The organism is Mitsuokella sp. AF21-1AC (assembly GCF_003458855.1).
Classification (GTDB): domain Bacteria; phylum Bacillota; class Negativicutes; order Selenomonadales; family Selenomonadaceae; genus Mitsuokella.
This window is the reverse complement of record NZ_QRVW01000006.1, coordinates 77,444-99,855: the sequence shown is the minus strand read 5'-3', so window position 1 is coordinate 99,855 and position 22,412 is coordinate 77,444. Positions and strand designations below refer to the sequence as shown.

24 protein-coding genes are annotated in these 22,412 nt (G+C 57.4%); 2 read left to right on the top strand and 22 right to left on the bottom strand.

Going from position 1 to position 22,412, the window contains the following annotated elements; all coding sequences use genetic code 11:
• Positions 1–51: 51 nt before the first annotated feature.
• The 5 genes from DWX75_RS03695 to DWX75_RS03675 are packed head-to-tail and all read right to left on the bottom strand — an operon-like array spanning position 52 to position 6,254.
• Positions 52–1,149, bottom strand: a complete 1,098-nt coding sequence (locus tag DWX75_RS03695; protein ID WP_118014988.1) for an ABC transporter substrate-binding protein — start codon at positions 1,147–1,149, stop codon at positions 52–54.
• A complete protein-coding gene (locus DWX75_RS03690) occupies positions 1,142–1,948 on the bottom strand; it encodes an ABC transporter ATP-binding protein (protein WP_118014987.1) in 807 nt (268 codons plus the stop codon). Before DWX75_RS03690 ends, DWX75_RS03695 begins: the two co-directional genes overlap by 8 nt.
• A 48-nt stretch (positions 1,949–1,996) precedes the next feature.
• Positions 1,997–3,001 (bottom strand): iron ABC transporter permease, encoded by a 1,005-nt coding sequence (locus tag DWX75_RS03685; protein WP_118014986.1) that lies wholly within the window; start codon positions 2,999–3,001, stop codon positions 1,997–1,999.
• Positions 2,998–4,011, bottom strand: coding sequence for an iron ABC transporter permease (locus DWX75_RS03680; RefSeq protein WP_233519459.1), 1,014 nt, complete (start codon positions 4,009–4,011; stop codon positions 2,998–3,000). Before DWX75_RS03680 ends, DWX75_RS03685 begins: the two co-directional genes overlap by 4 nt.
• A 17-nt stretch (positions 4,012–4,028) precedes the next feature.
• Positions 4,029–6,254 carry a TonB-dependent siderophore receptor gene (locus DWX75_RS03675; RefSeq protein ID WP_118014985.1) on the bottom strand — a complete coding sequence of 742 codons (2,226 nt, stop codon included), beginning with the start codon at positions 6,252–6,254 and terminating at the stop codon, positions 4,029–4,031.
• Between the two features lie 271 nt (positions 6,255–6,525).
• Between DWX75_RS03675 and DWX75_RS03670 the strand changes: the two genes are divergently transcribed.
• Positions 6,526–6,840 carry a helix-turn-helix transcriptional regulator gene (locus tag DWX75_RS03670; protein ID WP_118014984.1) on the top strand — a complete coding sequence of 105 codons (315 nt, stop codon included), beginning with the start codon at positions 6,526–6,528 and terminating at the stop codon, positions 6,838–6,840.
• A gap of 66 nt (positions 6,841–6,906) precedes the next feature.
• Positions 6,907–7,956 carry an ACR3 family arsenite efflux transporter gene (arsB, locus tag DWX75_RS03665; RefSeq protein WP_118014983.1) on the top strand — a complete coding sequence of 350 codons (1,050 nt, stop codon included), beginning with the start codon at positions 6,907–6,909 and terminating at the stop codon, positions 7,954–7,956.
• Between the two features lie 144 nt (positions 7,957–8,100).
• Here arsB and DWX75_RS03660 read toward each other — a convergent pair whose 3' ends face one another.
• From DWX75_RS03660 to atpF, 17 genes are all read right to left on the bottom strand, one after another.
• Entirely contained in the window at positions 8,101–8,544 is a 444-nt protein-coding gene (locus DWX75_RS03660) for an Hsp20/alpha crystallin family protein (RefSeq protein WP_118014982.1), read from the bottom strand.
• A 267-nt stretch (positions 8,545–8,811) separates the two neighbouring features.
• Entirely contained in the window at positions 8,812–9,588 is a 777-nt protein-coding gene (locus tag DWX75_RS03655) for a histidinol-phosphatase HisJ family protein (RefSeq protein WP_118014981.1), read from the bottom strand.
• A gap of 8 nt (positions 9,589–9,596) precedes the next feature.
• Positions 9,597–9,857 (bottom strand): TIGR03905 family TSCPD domain-containing protein, encoded by a 261-nt coding sequence (locus tag DWX75_RS03650; RefSeq protein ID WP_118014980.1) that lies wholly within the window; start codon positions 9,855–9,857, stop codon positions 9,597–9,599.
• Between the two features lie 51 nt (positions 9,858–9,908).
• Positions 9,909–11,435, bottom strand: coding sequence for a Na+/H+ antiporter NhaC family protein (locus tag DWX75_RS03645; RefSeq protein ID WP_118014979.1), 1,527 nt, complete (start codon positions 11,433–11,435; stop codon positions 9,909–9,911).
• 77 nt (positions 11,436–11,512) lie between these two features.
• Positions 11,513–12,391 (bottom strand): 16S rRNA (adenine(1518)-N(6)/adenine(1519)-N(6))-dimethyltransferase RsmA, encoded by an 879-nt coding sequence (gene rsmA / locus DWX75_RS03640; RefSeq protein WP_118014978.1) that lies wholly within the window; start codon positions 12,389–12,391, stop codon positions 11,513–11,515.
• Complete coding sequence (gene rnmV / locus DWX75_RS03635) at positions 12,391–12,963, bottom strand: ribonuclease M5 (protein ID WP_118014977.1); 573 nt, start codon at positions 12,961–12,963, stop codon at positions 12,391–12,393. Before rnmV ends, rsmA begins: the two co-directional genes overlap by 1 nt.
• 31 nt (positions 12,964–12,994) lie before the next feature.
• Positions 12,995–13,669 (bottom strand): thymidylate kinase, encoded by a 675-nt coding sequence (locus DWX75_RS03630; protein WP_118015003.1) that lies wholly within the window; start codon positions 13,667–13,669, stop codon positions 12,995–12,997.
• Positions 13,662–15,203, bottom strand: a complete 1,542-nt coding sequence (locus DWX75_RS03625; RefSeq protein WP_118014976.1) for an aminotransferase class I/II-fold pyridoxal phosphate-dependent enzyme — start codon at positions 15,201–15,203, stop codon at positions 13,662–13,664. Before DWX75_RS03625 ends, DWX75_RS03630 begins: the two co-directional genes overlap by 8 nt.
• A gap of 112 nt (positions 15,204–15,315) precedes the next feature.
• The gene (locus DWX75_RS03620) at positions 15,316–15,510 is read right to left on the bottom strand and encodes a hypothetical protein (protein ID WP_147671519.1); all 195 of its coding nucleotides are present in this window, start codon (positions 15,508–15,510) and stop codon (positions 15,316–15,318) included.
• A 39-nt stretch (positions 15,511–15,549) separates the two neighbouring features.
• On the bottom strand, positions 15,550–16,005 hold the full coding sequence (locus tag DWX75_RS03615) for a nitrous oxide-stimulated promoter family protein (protein ID WP_118014974.1): 456 nt from the start codon (positions 16,003–16,005) through the stop codon (positions 15,550–15,552).
• Positions 16,006–16,116: 111 nt separating this feature from the next.
• Complete coding sequence (locus DWX75_RS03610) at positions 16,117–16,881, bottom strand: TSUP family transporter (protein ID WP_118014973.1); 765 nt, start codon at positions 16,879–16,881, stop codon at positions 16,117–16,119.
• Between the two features lie 178 nt (positions 16,882–17,059).
• Positions 17,060–17,494, bottom strand: coding sequence for a F0F1 ATP synthase subunit epsilon (locus DWX75_RS03605; protein WP_118014972.1), 435 nt, complete (start codon positions 17,492–17,494; stop codon positions 17,060–17,062).
• Positions 17,495–17,497: 3 nt separating this feature from the next.
• Positions 17,498–18,907 carry a F0F1 ATP synthase subunit beta gene (atpD, locus tag DWX75_RS03600; RefSeq protein WP_118014971.1) on the bottom strand — a complete coding sequence of 470 codons (1,410 nt, stop codon included), beginning with the start codon at positions 18,905–18,907 and terminating at the stop codon, positions 17,498–17,500.
• A gap of 22 nt (positions 18,908–18,929) precedes the next feature.
• Positions 18,930–19,787: an ATP synthase F1 subunit gamma gene (gene atpG, locus DWX75_RS03595; RefSeq protein WP_118014970.1), complete on the bottom strand. Its 858-nt coding sequence runs from the start codon at positions 19,785–19,787 to the stop codon at positions 18,930–18,932.
• Between the two features lie 16 nt (positions 19,788–19,803).
• Positions 19,804–21,321, bottom strand: a complete 1,518-nt coding sequence (gene atpA, locus DWX75_RS03590; protein ID WP_118014969.1) for a F0F1 ATP synthase subunit alpha — start codon at positions 21,319–21,321, stop codon at positions 19,804–19,806.
• Between the two features lie 24 nt (positions 21,322–21,345).
• Positions 21,346–21,888 carry an ATP synthase F1 subunit delta gene (atpH, locus tag DWX75_RS03585; RefSeq protein ID WP_118014968.1) on the bottom strand — a complete coding sequence of 181 codons (543 nt, stop codon included), beginning with the start codon at positions 21,886–21,888 and terminating at the stop codon, positions 21,346–21,348.
• Positions 21,882–22,385 (bottom strand): F0F1 ATP synthase subunit B, encoded by a 504-nt coding sequence (atpF, locus tag DWX75_RS03580; RefSeq protein WP_118014967.1) that lies wholly within the window; start codon positions 22,383–22,385, stop codon positions 21,882–21,884. The genes atpH and atpF overlap by 7 nt, the downstream gene beginning before the upstream one ends.
• Positions 22,386–22,412: the final 27 nt, after the last annotated feature.

Here is a 22,412-nt window from a genome sequence, read left to right as displayed (position 1 = left end):
AATGTTTTTTCCTCCTGTGTTCACGTATATTCACGAATAGAGATATGCTTGTCATCGGTCTGCTGCGGCCCCATGCCCCAGCCAGTTCACGAGGTCCTCGATGGCCAGTTCCTTGGCGATGAGGCCATGCGCATTCCAGACGACGGAATTGACTTCGAGCAGATGGCCCTTGCGCACGGCGGGCAGTGTCTGCCAGAGCGGGTCCTCACGCAAAGCAGCATAGCGCTTCGCGGCAGCCTCCTGATTGCCCGCCGCACCCGCGCCGTACCCGCTGGAAAGCACGAGATAATCGGCGTCGAGGTCCGGCAGGGACTCCATGGAAAGCACCATGTTGTTCTTGTTTGCATCGAGCGCCACGACCATGTCCGGCGGGCGCAGATTCAACAGCTCGTACATGAAGCGGTTGGTTGCATTGGCCGAGTAGGGATAAAGACGGATTTCCTTCTGCAGGACGCGCAGCAGTGCCACCGTCTGATTGCCGATTTGCTGCTTGATGGCCAGACGGGCCTGCCTGACCGTGGCATAGTACGAGAGCAGGCGGCTCTCGCCGAGCTCCGGCCGGCCCACGGCTTCTGCCATGGCCAGCTCCGTCACTTCCTCATCCTGCAGGTCAAGCGGCGCCACCGGCGCAATTTTCGAGAGTGCCAGATACGTATTCTTGTCATAGCTGTCACGAAGCAGGATGAGGTCCGGATGGACGTCCTGGACCTCTTCAAGGTTGACCGTGCGCGTATCCGGGTTGATATGGATATTCGCAAGGTCCATATCCTTCATGAAGGGATAGAGATACGACGTAGATACGACATGCGCGGCGACGATGGGCAGATGCATGGAAACGGCTGTATCCTCCAGCCCTACCACGGCAATGCGCTGCGGGTGATCCGGCAGCATGGTCTGCCCGTATTTATGCATCAGGATCTTATGGCCGTCCTCCTCCGTGAATTTCTTGCGCGCTTTTTTCTGTATGGATTGGAAACGGGCCGTAAGTTCCGCGTCAATCGCTTCGGGCGTATCCTCGCGCGGCACGGCAGGGTCAAAGAGCGCCGTGCTTTTCTTGGGTGCTGCCTGTTGTGCGCCGCAGCCTGCCAGGCAAACGGCGGACAACAGCACAAAAAGCACGAGAAGAATGGCGTACGGCCGCTTACGCATGCTGTGGCTCCTTTCTCTCCCGCTGCACGTAGGGAATGCAATACGGGCTGCCGGAGCGCGGATCGCGCAGGATTTCCGCATCGATGCCAAAGACCGTGCGCAGCATATCCTGCGTGAAGATTTCCGCCGGCGCTCCTTCGTAAAGCAGCTGCCCCTTCTTCATCGCCAGCAGATGGTCGGCAAAGCGGGCAGCCTCGTTGAGTTCGTGAATGACCATGACGATGGTCTTGCCGTACGCCTGGTTGAGGTGGCGCACGAGCGTCAGCACGTCGAGCTGATGTGCCACATCGAGGAAACTCGTCGGTTCGTCAAGGAACAGGATTTCCGTATCCTGCGCAATGGTCATGGCGATCCAGGCACGCTGACGCTGGCCGCCCGACAGGGCTTCCACGGGACGGTCGGCAAATTCCATCATGTCGGTTTCCGCAAGTGCCCACTCCACCATCTCGCGGTCCTTCTTCGTCGTGCGGGCAAAAAAGCGCGGGCGGTACGGTGCCCGTCCATAATTGACGAGCTCGCGTACCGTTAGCCCGGAAGGGGCCGTCGGGTTCTGCGGCAGGATGGCGAGTTTCCGCGCGAGCGTGCGGCTGTCTTCATCGTGAATGGGCCTGCCATCCAGGAGGACCTCGCCGCCCAGTGCCGGCTGGATGCGGCAGATCGTCTTGAGAAGAGTCGATTTGCCGCAGCCGTTGGCACCGATCAGTGCTGTCACGCGGTGAGCCTGGATCTTGAGATTCATCCGTTCAATGATGACGGCATTCTCATAACCGGCCCTGAGATTATGGGCTTCAAGCTCCATGTATCTGTAACCTTCCTTTCTGAGGCTGTCTGAGCGTTTGCGGCTGCATCAGCCTCTGCTGCGCGCCAAGATATAGAGGAAATACGGCGCGCCGATCAGCGAAACGATGAGGCCCACGAGCATCTCGTCCGGTGCGATCACGACGCGCGCGACGCCATCGGACAGGACGAGCAGGATGCCGCCCAAAAGTGCCGTCACCGGCAGGAAGCGCCGATGCATGACACCCACAAGGCGACGGGCGATATGCGGGCAGATGAGCCCGATGAAGCCGATGCTGCCGGCTACAGCCACACAGGCGGCAGCGAGCACCACGGCCGCCATCAGGTAGAGAAAACGCGCCCGGTTGATGGGAATACCGAGGCCGATGACCGTTTCTTCCTTGAGCGACAGGATGTCGAGCGTCTCATGGCTGGCAAAGAAGAATGCGAGGAAAAGGCAGACAATCACCAGGAGCACCGTGACCTGACTCCAGCTGTTGCCGAAGATGCTGCCGATCAGCCACGTATTGACCTGATGGAATTTCGTCAAATCCAGGCCGACGAGGCAGAGGATCTGCAGGGCGTGGAGCCCGGCGGTCACGGCAATGCCGTTGAGCACCAGCGTGTACGTCGAGGTCATATGCCCGCTGCGGTACGTCAGGCGGTAAATGGTCAGTGCCGCCAGCGCGCCGCCGATTACCGCGGCCAGCGGCTGCTCCCAGATTTCAAGGCCCTTGGCTGCATCCGTCATGTAGATGAGCAGCATGACCATGAGCCCGGCGCCGGCATTGACGCCCAAAAGGCTCGGGCTCGCGAGCTCATTCTTGGAGACGGTCTGGAAGATGGCGCCGGAAATGGCCAGCCCCATGCCGATGAGCACGGCCAGCAGGGAGCGCACCATGCGGAAATCGTAAACCGTCAGCATCTCCTGCGGCGTGCCTCCAAAAATCAGGATGGAAGCCAGCTGTTCCTTTGACAGATAGTGATACCCCAAAGAAAGATGCCAGAAGAACAGTACCGCCAGGAATAGGACCAGCACGGTGAGCAGTGCGGGATAACGCAGGGTGGATTTCATCCGCGGCGCACCTCCTTCCGGTTGGCCAGGTACAGGAAAAACGGCACGCCGACGACAGCTGTCACGGCACCGGGCGGCGTCTCAAACGGAGGCGCCACCATGCGTGCCAGGATATCGGCAATCATGACGAGATTGGCGCCGAGCACAGCTGAAAACGGAATGACCAGACGGTAATCGATGCCCACCAGCCGCCGCACGATATGTGGGACGACGAGGCCGACAAAACCGACGGGACCGGCCACCGCTACGGCGGAACCGGCCAGCAGCAGCACGGAAAGTCCCGCGAGCACGCGGATGCGCGGGATCCTGCCGCCGAGGCCGATGGCCATTTCCTCACCGAAGGACAAAAGCGTGATGGAGCGCGAGATCGAGAGCGCCGTCAAAAGACCAACAGCGGTCCAGGGCAGGACGGAAAGGATTGCCGGCAGCTTGATGCCGGAGATACCGCCTGCTGTCCAATAACTGAGTTCCTGCGCCACATCGAAGTAGACGACGAGCACTTGCGTGACCGCGAGAAAGACGGCGCTGACGGCCGTACCAGACAGGGCGATGAAGACAGGCGATACCTTGCCCTGGCGAGCGGAGGCCAGAAGCAGGATGAGGGCCGTCGCCAGCGCCGCACCGGCAAACGCGCAGAGGATTGTGGCCTGGAACGATGCCAGCGGCCAGGCGATCATCGCCACGGCCAGCCCGAAGCTCGCCCCCGCATTGATGCCCAGGACGGACGGGCTTGCCAGCGGATTGTTGGTGACGCCCTGCATCAGGGCGCCTGCCACCGCAAAGCTCACACCGCAGACGATGGCTGCCAGCAGGCGCGGAAAGCGCAGCGTGCGCACGATGAGCCCCTGCACATCCGAGGGATCGGCCGCCGTAAAAGCATACAGAATATCCCGCAGCGGGATATCCTGTATGCCGATCGTCAGGAAAAAGAGAGAAAGTCCGAGGAAGAGAACAACCGAACAGACCGCAAAGAGTGCACAATATCTCGTTGAAATCAGTCTCGCTTGCAAGATATACCCCTTCCCATTCAGAAATCGGCACTCAGCGACAGCATGAACGTCCTCGACTTGCCGAGGAAGACGCCGTCATTGATGAGTGCACGCCAGTAATTGCGGTTCGTGATGTTGTAGACATCACCGCGCAGCGTCATGGGGATGTGGCCGGCCTTGAATTTGTAGCGGGCACCCATGTCCCAGGTAGCCCATGGCGAAACGCGGAAGCTGTTGCTCTCGTTCGTATAGGCATCGCTGTTGTACGTGAGATTCGTCGTGAGCGTCAGACCCGGCACTGACGGGATGTCCTGCTCGAGACCGAATACGGCATTCCAGCGCGAGGTTGCGGCCACGCGGTTGCCGTCGTACTGGCCGTCCTGCGTATTGCGGTATTTCGCATCGAGGAACATGATGCCACCCATGATGCGCGTGCCCTGATGCGGCTCACCGTAGACATTCCACTCAATGCCGCGATGACGGATCTCGCCGCTCGGGGAGTAATAACCGGCACCGTCACTGATCAGCGTCGGCGACTGGATATCGAAACCGGCGAGTGTCGTTGCCCATTTGCCGAAGTCGTATTTGACGCCGACCTCATACTGCTTCGTCTTGAACGGTGCAAAGGCTTCGCCGTAGTTCTTGGCCGTCGTATCCGAGACGACGGAATCACCGGCATCGAGGCCCTGCATGTAGTTGGCATAGAGCGAGACATTCTTGCGCGGCTTGTAGACGGCGGCAAAGGCCGGCGTAAAGACGGATTCATCGTAATGCGTTTTGACGGCACCGGTCTTCGTATTGTACGTATCGACCTTGACATTCTGCTCGCGGGCACCCATGATGAGCTGCCATTTCTCGTTCGGCGATGAGATGATATCGGAGATGGCCATGCCCGTGAAGGTATTCTCATCATTTTTCGGCTCAGACCAGGAATACGGGTTTTCCGGCGTCTGGAAATCAATGTTCCAGAGGTTCGTCTTGAGTGACGACCCCACCTTGCGGTTATTCATGTAGCGGGTGTAGTGGATGCGGTTGGCCGAGAGCGTCAGCTCATGCTTCCAGTCACCCGTAAAGACTTTGCCGCGCACGCCGACTTCGCCGGAATCCGCTTTGTTGGCCTGATTGTTGTAATTGTACTGCATCGTAGCATTGCCCAGGGCATCCGACAGCTTGAAATTGTTGTAGAAGTACTCCATCTTCGTATTGCGCAGGCCATACGAGAAATACGCCGTCCAATCCTTGTTCAGGTCGTATTCACTGTGGATCATGCCGTAATTTTCATGGATGGAGCGATAGCCGCCATCCGCGCCGAATTTCGTATCGCGCGGCACGCGGAACATGTTGTTCATCGTCTTGAGGGCACCGGCACCGATCGTCAGCTGATACTGCTGATCGGAAACCTTGTTGTAGACCGAGCCGAAATCGAAGCTCGTGCGCCAGCGGTCCGTCTTGTAATCGGTGCCAATCGTGATGGATGAAGTGCGATTGTGCTCGTCGAGGGAAGATTCACCATTGCGGTTGAGGATGTTGATGCGCAGGCCAGCCTTGCCATCGTCCGTGCGGCGGCCGATATCGAGGTGCTGCGTAAAGATCGTGCCGTCGCCGAATGAGAGAGTCAGGCGCGTCAGCGGTTCCTGATCTGCTCGCTTCGTGACGTAGTTGACCGTGCCGCCCAGCGAGCCGTTCGGTGCGATACCGGCCAGAAGGACACTCGGTCCCTTGAGCACATCGACGCGCTCGACGCCTTCGATGCCGCCGTAGAAGCGCGGCGCCACACCGTAAAGACCATTGAGCTGGACATCCTGCTGCTGCGCCTTGAAGCCGCGGATATTCCAGGCGCTCGAAACGCCCGACAGCGTCTGATTGCTGATGGATGGATCATTGGCGATGAGGTCTGCCACCTGCGTGACTTGTTTGTTCTCAATGGTCTGCTCCGTATACCCCGTGATGCTGAACGGCGCATCAAGTGCCGGCTTATCCCCCAGGATGCCAAGGTCAACATTCTTGGCCACCTGACCGCCTGCATAGGCATTCTCAGTCGGCTGCTCCGGTTCTGCTACCGGTTCCACACAAGGTGCTTCGGGAGCTGCCTTCTCTTCCACCGCTGGCGCCGGTTCGGCATCCTTGGCGGCATAGATATCAACCGCACCAGAATCATAGACTGCTTCATCGGCCGCTAAAGCAGAATGCATCGAAAACGGTGCAAACAGACAGCCGCCTACTACGGCCAACGCGATTTGACGTTGGATGAATCTCTTTTTCATAATGTGTCTTTCCCTCTCTTTTTCACAATTGATACTCATTACCATCCATTTTCTTTTCTACCATATTATCAAAACAGAAACTCATTATCAACTGTCAAAGCAAAATATAATGCAAATTTTATGTTATAATCATCTTCTTAATTATAATTAATATTTATGTATTCATATGAAATACCACATCAGTGCCATCATTCTCTCTTATATATTGACGTATGTAAATGTATTATCTATAATGAAAACAAGAGATCGATGAAGGAAAGGAAGATACAACATGATATCATCCGCACAACGCGTAAAGGTATTCAAAGCCCTGGGCGATACCAACCGTCTGCATATCCTGCAGCTGTTGCAGCAGGGGGAGCAATGTGCCTGTGTCCTGCTTGAGAATCTCAATCTCTCCCAGCCCACGCTCTCCCATCACATGAAGATTCTCTGTGATGCCAGTCTGGTCCGGAGCCGCAAGGACGGCAAATGGGTCTATTATACGCTGCAGGCCGATACCATAAAGGAAATTTCCAGCTGGCTCTCAGAGCTGCAGCACGTATCGGCAACTGTCCCCGGAAAAAACTGCCGCTGCCAGGACTGAGCTCCTGGTTTTATCCCTTTTTAATTCATATATTTCAATCTGTCTATTTATAAGGAGTCTTTTGCCATGCGTTCGCAAAACAGCAGTCCCATCAATTTCTTCCAGCGGTACCTGACAGTCTGGGTACTGCTCTGCATGCTTGCCGGTGTCGCCATCGGCCATTTCCTGCCGGCCATTCCCGCCGCCCTCGGGAAGATGGAGATTGACGGCATTTCCATCCCCATCGCCATCCTGATCTGGCTGATGATCTACCCCATGATGATCAAGGTCGATTTTGAGAGCATCCGTGCGGTCGGCCGGGCACCGAAGGGGCTCTTCGTCACCTGGATTGCCAACTGGCTCATCAAGCCATTCACGATGTATGCACTCGCGTATGCGTTCTTCTTCGTCCTGTTCCGTCCGCTCCTGCCCGCAGATCTTGCGACCTCCTATCTGGCAGGAGCCGTCCTTTTGGGAGCCGCGCCCTGCACGGCCATGGTCTTTGTCTGGAGCACGCTGACACGCGGCAATCCGGCCTATACGGTTGTCCAGGTCGCCACGAATGACCTCATCATTCTCGTGGCCTTCGTGCCCATCGTCAAATTCCTGCTGGGCGTCTCACATGTCAGCGTCCCGTACGATGTGCTCTTCCTGAGTATCTTCCTGTTCGTCGTCATTCCGCTCGCCGCAGGCGTTGCCACGCGCCTCTTCGTCGTGCGGAAAAAAGGCCTTGCTTATTTCGAACAGGAATTCGTTCATTCCTTTGACGGCATCACGACGGCAGGCCTCCTGCTCACACTCGTCATCATCTTCAGCTCACAAGCCCAAATCATTCTTGAGAATCCGCTGCACATCCTGCTGATTGCCGTGCCACTGATCCTGCAGACGTTCCTGATTTTCGGCCTGACCTACGGCGCCTGCTGTCTGCTGCGCCTGCCCTTTTCCATCGCGGCACCGGCCGGGTTCATCGGTGCGTCGAATTTCTTTGAGCTGGCCGTGGCCGTAGCGATTGCCCTGTTCGGTGTGACAAGTCCCGCTGCACTCGCGACAACCGTCGGCGTGCTCACGGAAGTTCCCGTCATGCTGACGCTCGTGCGACTGGCCAACCTTACCCGGGACCATTTTCCAAGGCCATGAGTAAGGACACGGCATGTTCCCTGCCTCTCCCGCTCCTCCTCTTATGTACAAAAGAGCGGGGACCGCAAGATCTGCGGTCCCCGCTCTTTTTATCGTTAGAGAGAGTTATGAGGGAAAGCTAAAGTAATGGTATTCAAGCCGGCATCAGCCATTGATGGCAATCGTATGGCCTGCGGCGGATTCTTCCGTCTTTTTCGGCATGTGGACACAGAGGACGCCATCCTTGTAATCGGCCTGGCATTTCGTCTCATCGATGTTGTCGATGTAGAAGGAGCGGCTCATGGAACTCGTGCGGCGTTCACGGCGCACATAATTGCCTTTCTCGTCCTTTTTATCTTCATTCTCATCCTGCTTCGTCGCAATGGTGAGGTAGTTGTCTTTATAACTCAAGGAGATGTTCTCTTTCTTGAGGCCCGGCAGCTCAGCCATGAGATCGTAGCTGTCGCCGTTATCCTTGACATCGACCTTGAAATCCGGTGCCTTGAAGTTCGTCAGGAACGGTTCGTCAAAGACATCAAACAGGCGGTCGAAATCATTTTCTTCTCTTGCCAGATCTTTACCGGATACAAATGGAACTAAACCAAACATAATCAAAATCCCCTTTCTGCAAGCTTGCCTGAGCGGCACACCCGAAGCGGTGCTCGCTGCCCGGGAACTTTTTGGAAACATTTTCATCGTGGAGTTCCGGGTTCCTTGCGGTTCCCTTTCCTCTTTACAATTCTTATTATAGCTCAAATGGTCAAAATGTCAATAGGTCAAAATAACAATTCATCAAAAAAAATAGAGGTGCCGCGGCAGCAGGTATTTTGCCTGTTGCCGCAGCACCTCTATGCAATAGAATGCTGCAAGTGATGTTCAGCTTTGCTGGCAGAATTCCAGCTGGCGGCTGCAGAACGTGACAATCTGCAGCCCCAGCGTGTCCACAAGCTCTTCCGCCGTGTGGAAATGGCAGGCGACGGCATCGGCCGTATGGGCATCGGAACCCACCGTCACATAGCGGCCGCCGAGTTCCCGGTAGCGCTGGTAGACGGGCACGAGTTCCTTGAGTGCGCGGCGGCTGCCGAGGCGGCGCGTGTTGAGCTCGAGCACCGTTCCCGTCTCGATGACAGCGCGCAGCACGTCATCGATGTCCTCGCGGAAATCTCCATACGAGATTTCCGGATTATCGTACGGCGCATAGCGCGCGATGTAGTCGATATGCGCGAGCACGTCGACAAAGTCGTGACGGCGAAGATTTTCTGCCATCTGTTCATAATAGCGATGGTAGACCTCCGCCTTCTGACGGCCCGCATAGAATTCCGGGTAGTAGATATCGTCGCCGTCGACGAGATGGATGGCGCCGATGACGAGATCGAACGGCACCTCTTTGGCAAAGGCTGCGCTGCGCTCTCGCGTCTGCTCCCACATGCCGATCTCCACGCCAAGGCGGACGCCCTCGCCCCGCAGCGGCTCATATGCCTGCCAGTAGGCATGCGGATCAAAGGTAAAGTCAAGCTCCCCCGGATAGTCGAGGTCGAGATGCTCCGTGAAGACGATGCCGACGCCGCGCTCCTGCGCGTTCTTCAGAGCATCCTGCGCCCGCATCTCAGAGTCAGCTGAGAAGGCCGTATGGCTGTGACTGTCGAAGATCATGAGCCACCTCAGCCTTTCTGCTCAGCTTCGTAAGCGGCCTGCAGGGCCTTGGCCAGCTGGTCGGGGCAGGATGTCGGACGCGCGCCACAGGTATTGCCCTTGAAGCGTCCGATGACAAAATCGATATCGAGGCCCTCGACGAGCTTCGAGATGCCCTTGAGGTTGCCGTTGCAGCCGCCCTCAAAGGAGACGTGCCTGATGGTCTTGCCATCGAGCTCGACCTGGATGCGGCGGGAGCACGTGCCCTTTGTCTGATACGTGTAAATCATGTGTATCGCTGCCTTTCTTTCCATCAGAGAATATCAGGGATGCGACGGGAATCAGTGCTGATCCTCATCATTGGCGATTGCTGGGACACGGGCCAGGATATAGGCCATGCAGATGCTCAGGCAGATGAGAGCCGTCACAAGGCCAAGCCAGCCGTTTGCCGTAAAGCCGTCCACGAGGTAGCCGAGGAAACAGCAGGATGCCACCACTGCGACATAAGGAATCTGCGTGCTGACGTGGTCGATATGGTGGCACTGTGCACCCGCAGAAGCCAGGATGGTCGTATCGGAAATCGGCGAAGCATGGTCGCCGCCGACAGCGCCCGAAAGGATGGCGGCAACGCAGACGACGAGCATGTTGGGGTCATTCGTGCCGAGCACGGCGATGGCAATCGGGATGAGGATGCCAAACGTCCCCCACGAGGTTCCCGTCGCGAAGGCCAGGCCGATGGCCACGAGGAAGAAAATCGGCGGCAGGAACAGGATGATCGAGGCATGCGCGCTGACGACGGCGCCGACAAAGCCGCCGAGGTCGAGGTATTCCTTGCTGCAGATGCCCGAAAGCGTCCAGGCCAGGCAGAGGATGAAGATGGCCGGCGTCATGGCCTTGAAGCCCCAGCCGAAGCTGTCACAGAACGCATTGAACGTGACGATGCGGCGCGGCAGATACAAAAAGCCCGTGAAGACGAAGGCGATGAAGGAGCCGAGCACAAGGGATTTCGAGGAATCGCAGTTCGCAAAGGCCTCTGCGACGCTCTTGCCCTCATAGATGCCGCCCGTGTAGAGCATGCCGAAGATGCAGGCGGCAATGAGGACGAGCAATGGCAGCAGCAGATCGATCATCTTGCCATGCCCCTGATCCTCATGCTTGATCTGGGATTCATCGGTATCCTGATATTCCTTCGGAATCTCAAAATGCTTCTTGTTGGCGAGGATACTCTTGCCCATGGCTGCGAAATCGCGCCCCGTCCAGATGATGAAGACCATGAAGAGGATCGTGAGCCAGGCATAGAGATTGAAGGGAATCGTGTGCAGGAAGAGCGCGAAGCCGTCGATGGTCGTATCTTCCGGCAGGGAGGAGCCGACGGCGGCTGCCCAGCTCGAGACGGGAGCGATGATGCAGACCGGTGCGGCCGTCGCATCGATGATGTACGCGAGCTTCGTGCGCGCAATCTTGAACTTGTCGGTGACCGGGCGCATGACGGTGCCAACCGTCAGGCAGTTGAAGTAGTCATCGATGAAGATGACGACGCCGAGCAGCGCCGTCAGGAGCAGCGCGCTGCGCGGGCCGTGGATGGTCCTGACGGCCCAGTCACCATACGCCCTGGTTGCGCCCGAGCGCGTGATGGCGGCCACGAGGATGCCGAGGATGACGAGGAAAACGAGGATGTTGACGTTGCTGCCGACTTTATCGGCCATGACCTCAAACATCGTGAGGATTGCTGTGAGGACGTTGCCGCCCGTGAAGAGCAGTGCTCCCGAGAAAATGCCGATGATCAGAGACATGTAGACCTCTTTGGTCCACAGTGCCAAGACGATCGTGATGATTGGCGGGAGGATTGACCAGGCTGTTGCTGCCATTATCATACCTACTTTCTTTGCTTATTCCTAGTGTTACAAAGGTATTCTATAACAAAAGCGTCATACTAGCAAATGTTTTATGCATTTTTCTGCGCGGCAAAGGCATCGGCCAGCTGGCCAAACTCCGCGAGCGTGAGCGTCTCGCCGCGGCGAATCGGGTCAATGCCGGCAGATTCAAGGGCGTCGCGGACCTGCTCCTTCGGGAAGCCGGCGCCGCGCAGGGCATTGGCCAGCGTCTTGCGGCGCTGTCCGAAGGCGGCCTTGACGACGCGGAAGAAGAGCTTTTCATCCTGGACATCTACGGCCGGCTTCCGGCGGACGCGGCACGAGACAACGACGCTCATGACCTCCGGCGCGGGGATGAACGAGCGCGGCGGCACATCGAGCACGATTTCCGGTTCCGTGTAATACTGGACGGCAACCGAGAGTGCCCCATAGATGCGTGAACCCGGTTTGGCGGTCATGCGCTCCGCCACTTCCTTCTGGACCATCGTGACCATGTGCGTGATGGGCAGGCGGCGTTCGAGCAGCGTCATGAGGATCGGCGTCGTGATGTAATACGGCAGGTTGGCCGCGACCTTGAACGGTCCTTCGCCCATGATCTCGGGGATATTGACCTTGAGGATATCGCCCGGCACGATCGTGACGTTGTCGTAGGCCTTGAGCGTTTCCTTGAGCACGGCGGGCAGCTTCTTGTCAAGCTCGACGGCCGTGACCTCGGCCCCGGCCTCCGCAAGGCCCTGCGTCAGCGTGCCGATGCCCGGTCCGATCTCCAGCACCCGGTCGCCCGGCTTGATTTCGGCAGCATCGACGATACCCTGTACAATGCGGGCATCGATGAGGAAGTTCTGGCCGAGCTTCTTGCTCATGCGCAGACCAAAGGCCTTGAGGATGTGCGTCGTTACCTCACGGCTCGCGATCTTGGGCTGCAATACCTTCTCGTCTTCTGCGTTCATCAGATTCCCTCCTGCTTTCCTGCGTGTTCTTCGTCTTCCTGTGCCATCTCGGCGATGGCGCGGTCAAATTCCTCGCGGCTCACGCCGTAATGATTGAGGCGCGTCAGGAACGTCTTGGCATTGGCAAAGCCGAGGCCGAGTTTCTCGCCAAGGCGCGCCCGGCGCGAAGAAGCCTCTGGTGCACCCGAAAGGCCGTGAATGATGAGATCGGCACCTGAGAAGATCTGCTTCGGCTCCCAGTCGAGCGTGCGAACTTTCGCGAGTGCCTTGCGGATGGCCTCCGGCTTCGCCTGCTCGATGCCGATATCGTCATGAGCCGTCGCTTCCTCGACCGGCACGAACGCGTGCTTGGCCTCGGGGAAACGTTTCGACAGGAATTTGCGGATGCGTTCCCCTGCCGAATCCGGGTCCGTCATGATGATGATGCCCCGTTTCTTGTAAGCCTGTTCGATGTTTTTCAAAGCCTGCGGCTTCAAATTGAAGCCTTCCGTGATGATGCAGTCGGCTTCGACTGCCTTGTCGATGGCCACGACATCCATTTTGCCCTCGACCACCAATACTTCTTTAATCATGTCGTTCCTTTCCTGTTCGATGAAATGCAATTTACGCCAATACCGATTGAACAGCCGCATAGACGTCCCGATGGATTGCTTCGATGGCACGCGGCTCGCCGCCTTCGCTGCAGGCCACGCGCGCCCAGCCGTACTGCCGGGCCAGGCTGACATAGGCCGCATGGCAGCGGTGCAGGTAGTCCGTATCGCGTTCATGGATGTCCTTCTCCGTCTGCATCTTGGCCGCACGGGCAGCGATCAGGTGGTCCGCGACAGCAGGGTCCATGTCGAGGAAGACGACCTTGTCCGGCACGGGCAGGCCGAGCTTCGTGAATTCAAAGTCCCAGAGCCAGTCGAGAAACGCCTTGCGCTCGTCCTCATCCGTGAGCTTGATGGCCTGATGGACCATATTCGAGGTCGTGTAGCGGTCAGCCAGGATGATGTCGCCGGCATCGTAAAACGATTTCCATTTCATGCGGAAAGAGGCGTAGCGGTCCACGGCAAAGAAGGTCGACGCGGCATAGGCATTGACATCTTCCGCATGGCCGCCGAAGTCCCCCCGCAGGTACATGCGCACGGGCATGGAGGCATCTGAGGCATAATCGGGGAATTCCACGCGATGGACGCGGTGGCCGTCACGGCGCAGATGCTCGTAGAGCGCTTTGGTCTGCGTAGCCTTGCCCGAGCCGTCTCCGGCTTCAATGATGATGAGTTTTCCCTTATTCATATCCATATCTCTTTTCTTCATCCTGTACATGCGTGGAGTCATCCACCAGAACCTGCAGATGCTGCAGGGAGGCGTCCTGCGGCCCCACGACCTTGAGTCCGAGTTCCTGCATATACCGGATGTAATGCAGGCTCGCCTCGTCGATGTGGTCACCGGGGCAGAGAATGGGGATGCCCGGCGGGTAAAACATGACCTGTTCAGCCGCCACACGTCCTGCGGCCGCCGCAAAGGGCACCGGCTCCTTGCGGGCAAAGAAGGCCAGACGCGGCGAGCAGCCGACGCCAGGCAAAGGCGGCAGCGGCGGCACATCGAATCTGCCCTCTCCGTCTCCTGAGCGGTGATGTGCGGCCAGCTCCTGCAGCGCATGGAGCAGATAAGACGTCTCGCGCTCCGTGTCGGCATAGGAAATGATGAAGAGCACGTTGCGCGCATCGGAGAGTTCACACTGAATCTTGTACGTATGGCGCAGGATGGCTTCGGCCTCGACACCGGTCAGGCCGAGGCCTGTCACCGTGACCGTAACCTTCGTCTCGTCGAGGGCCGAGGCGCCCGGACGCCTGACGTATTCAGGGCCGAAGGACCAGAGACCATCGATCTCATTGATGCCGGCGCGCAGCTGCCGTGCCAGGCGTACGGCACGGCCCACGAGCCTCTCCCCGTCCTCTGCCATCTGCAGCCGCGCGATGTCAAGGGATGCGAGCAGCAGCTGATTGGGGCTCGTGGACTGCAGCAGGCTTGCCGCCTCGCGCAGGCGTTCAAAATGAACGCGCGGCCCCTTGGCGAGCAATATCGAGGTCTGCGTCATGGAGCCCAGCATCTTGTGCGTGCTCTGCGCGACGATATCCGCACCGCAGTCAAGCGCCTGCGGCGGCAATTCCCCGCTGAAACGCAGATGCGGGCCATGGGCCTCGTCAACGAGCAGCAGCATGCCGTGCGCATGGACGAGCTTCGCCAGCACCGAAAGATCAAACGTCACGCCGTAATACGTCGGGTGGACGAGCACGAGAGCCCGCGCTTCCGGATGCGCGTCAATGGCGGCTTTGACTGCGGCCGCAGTCAGCCCCATGGCGATGCCGAGCCGCTCATCGATTTCCGGCTGGATGAAGACCGGCCTGGCCCCCGAGAGGATCAGGCCGCCGATCACCGAACGATGCGCATTGCGCGGCACGAACACCGTGTCGCCGGGACAAAGGCTGCCCATCAGCATGGCATGGATGGCTCCCGTCGTGCCGTTGATCATGAAGTAGGCCTGATCGGCACCGTAAAGCTCAGCTGCGAGTTCCTGTGCCTCGCGAATGCACATGGTCGGCTCATGCAGGTCATCGAGCTCTTCCATCAGCGAGACTTCCTCGCGCAGCCCCTCCGGCGTCACGAGTTTGCGCAGCAGCGCATGCGCGCCGAGTCCCTGCTTATGCCCCGGCGTGTGGAACGCCAGTGCCCCATCCTCTGCGTAGGCACGCATGGCCTCGGCAATCGGGGCGTGATGCGCCCGTTTCTCCTTCCTTTGATCGTTTCCCGGCAATCTGCCATCCATCCTTTCTCTTTTCCACATGCAGATGCGGGTTATCCACCGCTTCTGTTGAAAATGTGCATAAAAATGTGGATAACTGCGCCGCAAACAGCCGAGTTATCCACAGGTCGTACCATTATTTTTTCTGCTGCCGCTTCGTCAAGCGATGAAGCACGATGAGGACAACCACGGATCCTATCAGGATATAGCCATCCCTGGTGCGCACCAGGGATTCCGTCCCTTCCGTCTCCATCTTCGCATATATGGCAGCCAGTACGAGCAAGGCAACCAGGATATTCATGATTGCCTTGGCGTGTCGTTTCCAGAACAAAGAAACCGCTCCCTCGTCATGCATCGCAAAATGCGGAGATTATTTCTTCCCCTTGCGCTCCTTGGCACGCTCCTTCGATGCCTTCTCCTTGGCCTTGACTTTATCGTCAAGCTTCTTCTGCTGCTGATACTTCGCGTAATCGACGCCCATGCTGGCCAGCTTGTGCTTGAACGTCATGACCGGATGGCGCAGGAACATGCGCTTCTGCGTGCTGTTCATGATCTTGAGGAATTCCTGCGTCTGCTTGGCGCCGAAGCACGGACGGTCACAGCGGTCGCAGATGGGCTTCGTGATGCCATAGGGGCAGCGGTTCATCTTCGTCATGACCGTTGCGAGAAGCGCCGTGCACTTCGGGCAGAGCTTGTCGCCCGAGGTGCCATGATGGCTGTGGCAGTAGATGCCGAACGTCTTCTTTATGTTCGCTTTTTCCTTCGGGATATTATTTTTGATCTCTACCGGTTTCTTTTTCGGCAGGAATCGCGAAAAAATGCTCATAGTCAATCACCTTTCACCATGATTCAGATATAGATTAGTACTTTTCTATTTTACGGTTATTCGCGTATAAAAGCAAGAAAACTTTCCTCAGGGCAGATCCCCTGCCATCGCTCACTTGAAAAGCTCCAGCAACTGCTTGCCGATGAGGACCGTCGTCATGATGATGAAGAGCGGCCGCACGTAGCCGGCACCCTTGGACAGCGCAACGCGCGCACCGCACCAGGCCCCGACGATCATCGAGAGGCCCATCGGGATGGCATGCGCAAAGTCCACGATGCCGAAATAACTAAACAGCACGGCCGCCGCGATGTTGCTGGCAAAATTCAGCGCGCGCGCATTGGCCGCCGCACCGAGGAAATCGAAACCGACCATCAGGAAGGCAAACAGCAGGAAGGAACCCGTGCCCGGGCCAAAGAAGCCATCATAGAAGCCAAAAGTAAAGGCGACCACCCCCGAGAGCGCGAGCAGACGCGTGCTCATGCCGCTGTAAGTGGACTCCTTGCCCCAATCCTTCTTGAGCACGCTGTAGATGAGCACGAGGATCAGCATGACGACGACGAGCGGGCGCAGGAATTCCGAAGGGATCTGACGCACGGCCAGCACGCCGACGGCCGAGCCGATCAAAGAGATAGGGAACAGGCGGCGGATGAGCCAGCCGTCGACCTTGCCCGAGCGCACGAAGGTCACGAAGCTTGTGAACGCGCCCATGACGGCCGCAACCTTATTCGTGCCGAGCACCGTAAGCGGCGGCAGGCCCGTCCACATGAGGGCCGGGATGGAAATCAGCCCGCCACCGCCGACAACGGAATCGATGAACGCTGCCATAAAGCCGAAAAATACGAGGAACCCCAAGGTATTGATATCCAATAACTCCATACATAACGCCCTTTCCATGTACTCACGTGTGTATATCGCAAAAACTTTGTTTATTATATCATAGCCAGGGCTTTGCTGTCCTCCCCGTGCGCATGCACTGCGGCTTTTCCCGTACAAAAAAAAACGCTGCGCAGAGCATTTGCTTCGCGCAGCAGTTTTCAAGTCCTGTATGACCGGATCAGTCTTCAAACTCTGTTTTCGTGGCACGCAGACGCGCGATGGCGCGCTGCAGGGCGAGTTCCGCCCGTTCCACATCGATATCCTTCGATTCCGGCGTATGCTGATGGAACGCCTCGATGCGGGCCTTGGCGCGGGCCATGGCCTCCTTGGCGCGGTTGATATCGATATCAATCGGCTGCTCGGCAGCCGTGGCGAGCACCGTGATCTTTTCCGGCGTGACTTCCATGAAGCCGCCGGCCACTGCGATGAGCTGCTCGTCGCGGTCAACGCCGAGGCGCACGCGCATGGCATGCGGCACCAGGCCCGTCACGAGCGGCGCATGGTGCGGCAGGATGCCGAGCTCACCGCCCGTCGAACGGACGATCAGCATGCTGATGTCGTTCGTGTAGACCACTTTATCCGGAGAGACAATCTCTAGCTTGATAGTCGCCATCGATTACTCCTCCTCTTTGATCTTCCGTGCCTTCTCCACTGCCTCATCGATCGTGCCGACCATGTAGAATGCATTCTCCGGCAGGTCATCGTACTTGCCCTCGAGAATCTCCTTGAAGCCGCGTACCGTCTCCTTGAGCGGCACGTACTTGCCCGGCGAACCCGTGAATACCTCTGCAACGAAGAACGGCTGCGAGAGGAAACGCTGAATCTTGCGGGCACGCGATACCGTCAGTTTATCCTCATCGGAAAGCTCTTCCATACCGAGGATGGCGATGATATCCTGGAGTTCCTTGTACTTCTGGAGTACAGCCTGGACGCCGCGGGCAACCTGGTAATGCTCCTCGCCAAGGACCTCTGCATTGAGGATACGGCTCGTGGAATCGAGCGGATCGACGGCCGGATAAATACCGAGCTCTGCAATCTGACGCGAAAGGACCGTCGTGGCATCGAGATGCGTAAACGTACCAGCCGGTGCCGGGTCCGTGAGGTCATCGGCCGGGACATAGACAGCCTGGACCGACGTGATGGAACCATTCTTCGTCGACGTAATGCGCTCCTGCAGAGCACCGATATCCGTGGACAGCGTTGGCTGATAACCGACGGCCGACGGCATGCGGCCGAGAAGTGCCGAAACCTCGGAACCTGCCTGGATGAAACGGAAGATGTTATCGATGAAGAGGAGCACGTCCTGATGCTGGACATCGCGGAAGTACTCTGCCATCGTGAGGCCCGTCAGAGCAACGCGCATACGTGCTCCAGGGGGCTCGTTCATCTGGCCGTAAACGAGAGCCGTCTTGTCGATGACGCCCGACTCCGTCATTTCACCCCAGAGATCGTTGCCCTCACGCGTACGCTCGCCGACGCCGGCGAATACGGAATAACCGCCGTGCTCCGTCGCGATGTTGTGGATGAGCTCCATGATGAGGACCGTCTTGCCGACGCCTGCGCCGCCGAAGAGGCCCGTCTTGCCACCCTTCGAGTACGGGGCGATGAGGTCAACGACCTTGATGCCCGTCTCAAGGATCTGTGCACTCGTCTCCTGCTCGTCGAACTTCGGAGCCGGGCGATGAATCGGCCAGAACTCCTTGTTGCCAACTGGAGCCGGATTGTGGTCAACCGTCTGACCAAGGACGTTGAATACGCGTCCGAGGCATTCCGTGCCGACCGGGACCATGATTGGATGGCCCGTGTCGACAGCTTCCATGCCACGCATCAGACCATCCGTCGAGCTCATGGCGATGCAGCGCGTCACGCTGTCGCCGAGGTGCTGCATGACTTCGACCACGAGGTCAATCTTGACGCTCGTCTCGCCCTTGATGGTGACTGCGTTGAGAATTGCCGGCAGTTCACCTGCCGGGAATTCGATATCTACGACAGGTCCGATGACCTGTACGACTTTACCTTTTGCCAATGGTAAACCTCCTTATATGCCCTTATTTGAGGGCTTCGGCGCCGCCGACAATCTCCGTGATCTCGCGGGTGATGCCAGCCTGACGTACCTTGTTGTAGTGCAGGTTCAGCTTGTCCATGAGGTCTTCTGCATTGTCCGTCGCGTTGCTCATCGCGTTCATGCGCGACGAGAGCTCGCTGGCTGCCGACTGCAAAAGTGCCGCGTAGATAACCGTGAAGAGGTACTGCGGAAGCATGAAGCCGAGCACCGTAGCTGCGTCCGGCTCATAGATGTACTCCGTATGCAGGGTATCTTCTTCCGCAGCCTCCAGCGGTGCAAACGGGAGGATTGCTCCCGACTTCGGCTCGCAGCTGATTGCGGAAACGAATTTCGTATAGATCATCGTCACTTCACGATACTTACCGCTCTTGTAAAGGTCAATGAGCGACATTGCAATCTCATGTGCCTTCTCTGGTGTAGGACGCTCGCTGATGCCGATGTATTCCTGAATGACCTTATAGCCCCGGCTCTTGAAATGACCGACGCCTTTGCGGCCGACAATGACGAACTCCGTATCGTCTTCCTTCTCGATGAGGGCTTCCGCCTCTTTGCAGGCATTCGAAGAATACGCACCTGCGAGGCCCTTGTCCGACGTGATGAGGAAGATGAGCTTCTTGCCGTCTTTATGCGTTTCAAGCAGGGGATGCGAGAAATCCGTACCCGCATTCTTCGCGATGGCATGAACGACTTCGCTGACCTTTTCTGCATAGGGACGATTCGACGTCGCAGCCTCTTTGGCGTGACGCAGACGGCTCGTGGCGACCATGTTCATGGCACTCGTGATCTGCTTGGTACTCTTTACACTCCTGATGCGATGGCGAATATCCTGTAAACTAGCCAAAAAGAATCACCTCGCCTTATGCCATTTTATACGGTACAGTTTCCTTGAACTCCTCGATGGCCTGCTTGAGCTGCGTCTCAAGAGCATCATCCAGCTTCTTCTGCTCGATGATCTTCTGTGCGACTTCCGGATGCTGCGTGTGCATGAAGGCCAGGAAATCCTTCTGGAAATCGACAACCTTCTCCACGGGAATATCCGCAAGATAGCCCTTGACAGCCGTGTAGATGATCATGACCTGATCCTGGACGAGCAGCGGGCTGTACTGAGCCTGCTTCAGCGTCTCGACCATGCGTGCGCCACGGTCGAGCTGTGCCTTCGTCTCCTTGTCGAGGTCCGAGGCGAACTGCGAGAACGCTGCGAGTTCGCGATACTGAGCGAGATCGAGTCGCATCGTACCAGCGACCTGCTTCATAGCCTTGATCTGAGCCGAACCACCGACACGCGATACGGAAAGACCGACGTTGATAGCCGGACGGATACCGGAATAGAATGCATCCGTCTCGAGCATGATCTGACCATCAGTGATGGAGATGACGTTCGTCGGGATATAAGCAGAAAGGTCACCAGCCTGCGTCTCAATGATTGGCAGTGCCGTGATGGAGCCGCCGCCGAGTTCATCGTTGAGCTTGGCTGCGCGCTCGAGCAGACGGGAATGCAAGTAGAATACATCGCCCGGATATGCCTCACGTCCTGGCGGTCTTCTGAGCAGCAGGGACATGGCGCGGTATGCAGCTGCATGTTTCGTGAGGTCATCGTAGATGCAGAGGCAAGCCTTGCCCTGATACATGAAGTGCTCCGCCATGGCAACACCGGCATACGGTGCCAGGTACTGCAGCGGCGAGGAATCAGCAGCCGTTGCCGCGACGACGATCGTGTACTTCATGGCGCCGCGCTCTTCGAGCGTCTTGACGACACGCGCAACCGTCGAGGCCTTCTGGCCGATGGCAACGTAGACGCAGATACAATTCTGGTCATGCTGATTGAGGATCGTATCGATGGCGATTGCCGTCTTACCAATACCACGGTCACCGATGATGAGCTCACGCTGGCCACGGCCGATCGGTACGAGGGCATCGATGGCCTTAATACCCGTCTGCAGAGGCTCCTTGACCGGTTTGCGATCTGCAATGCCCGGTGCCGGATACTCAACCGGACGCGTAGTCTCGGCGTTAATCTTGCCTTTACCATCGATCGGACGGCCGAGTGCATCAACGACGCGGCCGATCATGGCCTCACCGACAGGAACCTGCATGATCTTGCCCGTACGCTTGACCTGCGTGCCCTCTTTGATTTTCGTCTCACCGCCTAAGATAACGGCACCGACGTTGTCCTGCTCAAGGTTCAGGACCAAACCATAAATATCATTGCCGAAATCGAGCAGCTCGCCCGCCATTGCCTTCTCGAGGCCATGGATATGCGCGATGCCGTCACCGATTTCGATAACCGAACCAACATCATCGACATTGAGATCCACATCGTAGTTCTTGATCTGGTCTTTGATGATGGCCGTTATTTCTTCCGGATTCATTTTCATAACTTCGCTGTCACCCCAGTTTCATCACTCGTTAGCCAGTAATTGTTTCTTCAGCGTGGCAAGACGGCCCGCTACACTGCCGTCGATGCGGCGGTCGCCGATCTGGACGACGACGCCGCCGATGAGGGCCTTGTTCTCATGGAGGCGGAGCTCCACTTTCTTGCCCGTCACCTTCTCGAGCTTCTCGGCAATGGCCTTCTGCTGCTTCTTCGTCGCAGCAGAAGCCGTCGTTACATCTGCGATCAGGATGCCTCTGGCCTCATTTGAAAGTGCGCGGTACTCTTCCGTGATGGCCGGCAGCAGGGCAAAGCGATGCTTGTCAACCAATAACAGCAGAAAATGGTACACATTCTGCGAGAGTTCCTGCTTGAAGCATTTCTTCAAGAGGTCCTTCTTCACCTTCGGCTCGACCTGTGGATTGGAGAGGAATTCAATGGCCTGCGGCACGGACTCCAGTCCCTCGCGTGCGGCATCGAGCTCCTTGCCATACTCCACAAGCTTATCCTCTTCCTGTGCAATCTCGAAGATCGCGCGGGAATACTTCCGTGCAAGCTGTATGTTTAGCATGGCAAATCACCAATCTTGTCTTTGTTGAGCTTGTCGACGAATTCCGCAACGAGTGCCTCGTTCTCGGATTTGTCGATATTCTTGGCAATGATCTTACCGGCTGCCGCCATGGACAGCGTAATCATCTCAGCGCGCATCTGCTCGACGGCATGCTCGCGCTCGCGTGCGATCTCAGCCTGGGCAGCCTTGCGCATCTGCTCGATCTCACGCTTCATCTCCTCACGTTTTGCCTCACGTTCTTCACTGGCGCGCTTTTCTGCGTTCATGACGATCGTCTCGGCTTTCGCGTTGGCCTCAGCAAGCTTTGCCTTGTACTCGGCAAGCAGCTTGTCCGCTTCAGCGACGTCGGAATCCGCTTTGTTCAAGCTTTCCTGGATCCTGTCCTGACGAGCCTTGAGCATGCGGATAACCGGTTTATAGGCAAACGCGCGAAGGATTCCCACTAAGATCAAGAAGTTCAAGATCTGAGCGATCAATGTGGCATTGATATCTATCAATTGCTATGCCTCCCTTTTACGTTTTTC

Coding starts and splice junctions, on each gene's coding strand:
- DWX75_RS03695 (WP_118014988.1), bottom strand. CDS start 1,149: ATGCGTAAGCGGCCGTACGCCATTCTTCTCGTGCTTTTTGTGCTGTTG.
- DWX75_RS03690 (WP_118014987.1), bottom strand. CDS start 1,948: ATGGAGCTTGAAGCCCATAATCTCAGGGCCGGTTATGAGAATGCCGTC.
- DWX75_RS03685 (WP_118014986.1), bottom strand. CDS start 3,001: ATGAAATCCACCCTGCGTTATCCCGCACTGCTCACCGTGCTGGTCCTA.
- DWX75_RS03675 (WP_118014985.1), bottom strand. CDS start 6,254: ATGAAAAAGAGATTCATCCAACGTCAAATCGCGTTGGCCGTAGTAGGC.
- DWX75_RS03670 (WP_118014984.1), top strand. CDS start 6,526: ATGATATCATCCGCACAACGCGTAAAGGTATTCAAAGCCCTGGGCGAT.
- arsB (WP_118014983.1), top strand. CDS start 6,907: ATGCGTTCGCAAAACAGCAGTCCCATCAATTTCTTCCAGCGGTACCTG.
- DWX75_RS03660 (WP_118014982.1), bottom strand. CDS start 8,544: ATGTTTGGTTTAGTTCCATTTGTATCCGGTAAAGATCTGGCAAGAGAA.
- DWX75_RS03655 (WP_118014981.1), bottom strand. CDS start 9,588: ATGATCTTCGACAGTCACAGCCATACGGCCTTCTCAGCTGACTCTGAG.
- DWX75_RS03650 (WP_118014980.1), bottom strand. CDS start 9,857: ATGATTTACACGTATCAGACAAAGGGCACGTGCTCCCGCCGCATCCAG.
- DWX75_RS03645 (WP_118014979.1), bottom strand. CDS start 11,435: ATGGCAGCAACAGCCTGGTCAATCCTCCCGCCAATCATCACGATCGTC.
- rsmA (WP_118014978.1), bottom strand. CDS start 12,391: ATGAACGCAGAAGACGAGAAGGTATTGCAGCCCAAGATCGCGAGCCGT.
- rnmV (WP_118014977.1), bottom strand. CDS start 12,963: ATGATTAAAGAAGTATTGGTGGTCGAGGGCAAAATGGATGTCGTGGCC.
- DWX75_RS03630 (WP_118015003.1), bottom strand. CDS start 13,669: ATGAATAAGGGAAAACTCATCATCATTGAAGCCGGAGACGGCTCGGGC.
- DWX75_RS03625 (WP_118014976.1), bottom strand. CDS start 15,203: ATGGATGGCAGATTGCCGGGAAACGATCAAAGGAAGGAGAAACGGGCG.
- DWX75_RS03615 (WP_118014974.1), bottom strand. CDS start 16,005: ATGAGCATTTTTTCGCGATTCCTGCCGAAAAAGAAACCGGTAGAGATC.
- DWX75_RS03610 (WP_118014973.1), bottom strand. CDS start 16,881: ATGGAGTTATTGGATATCAATACCTTGGGGTTCCTCGTATTTTTCGGC.
- DWX75_RS03605 (WP_118014972.1), bottom strand. CDS start 17,494: ATGGCGACTATCAAGCTAGAGATTGTCTCTCCGGATAAAGTGGTCTAC.
- atpA (WP_118014969.1), bottom strand. CDS start 21,321: ATGAAAATGAATCCGGAAGAAATAACGGCCATCATCAAAGACCAGATC.
- atpH (WP_118014968.1), bottom strand. CDS start 21,888: ATGCTAAACATACAGCTTGCACGGAAGTATTCCCGCGCGATCTTCGAG.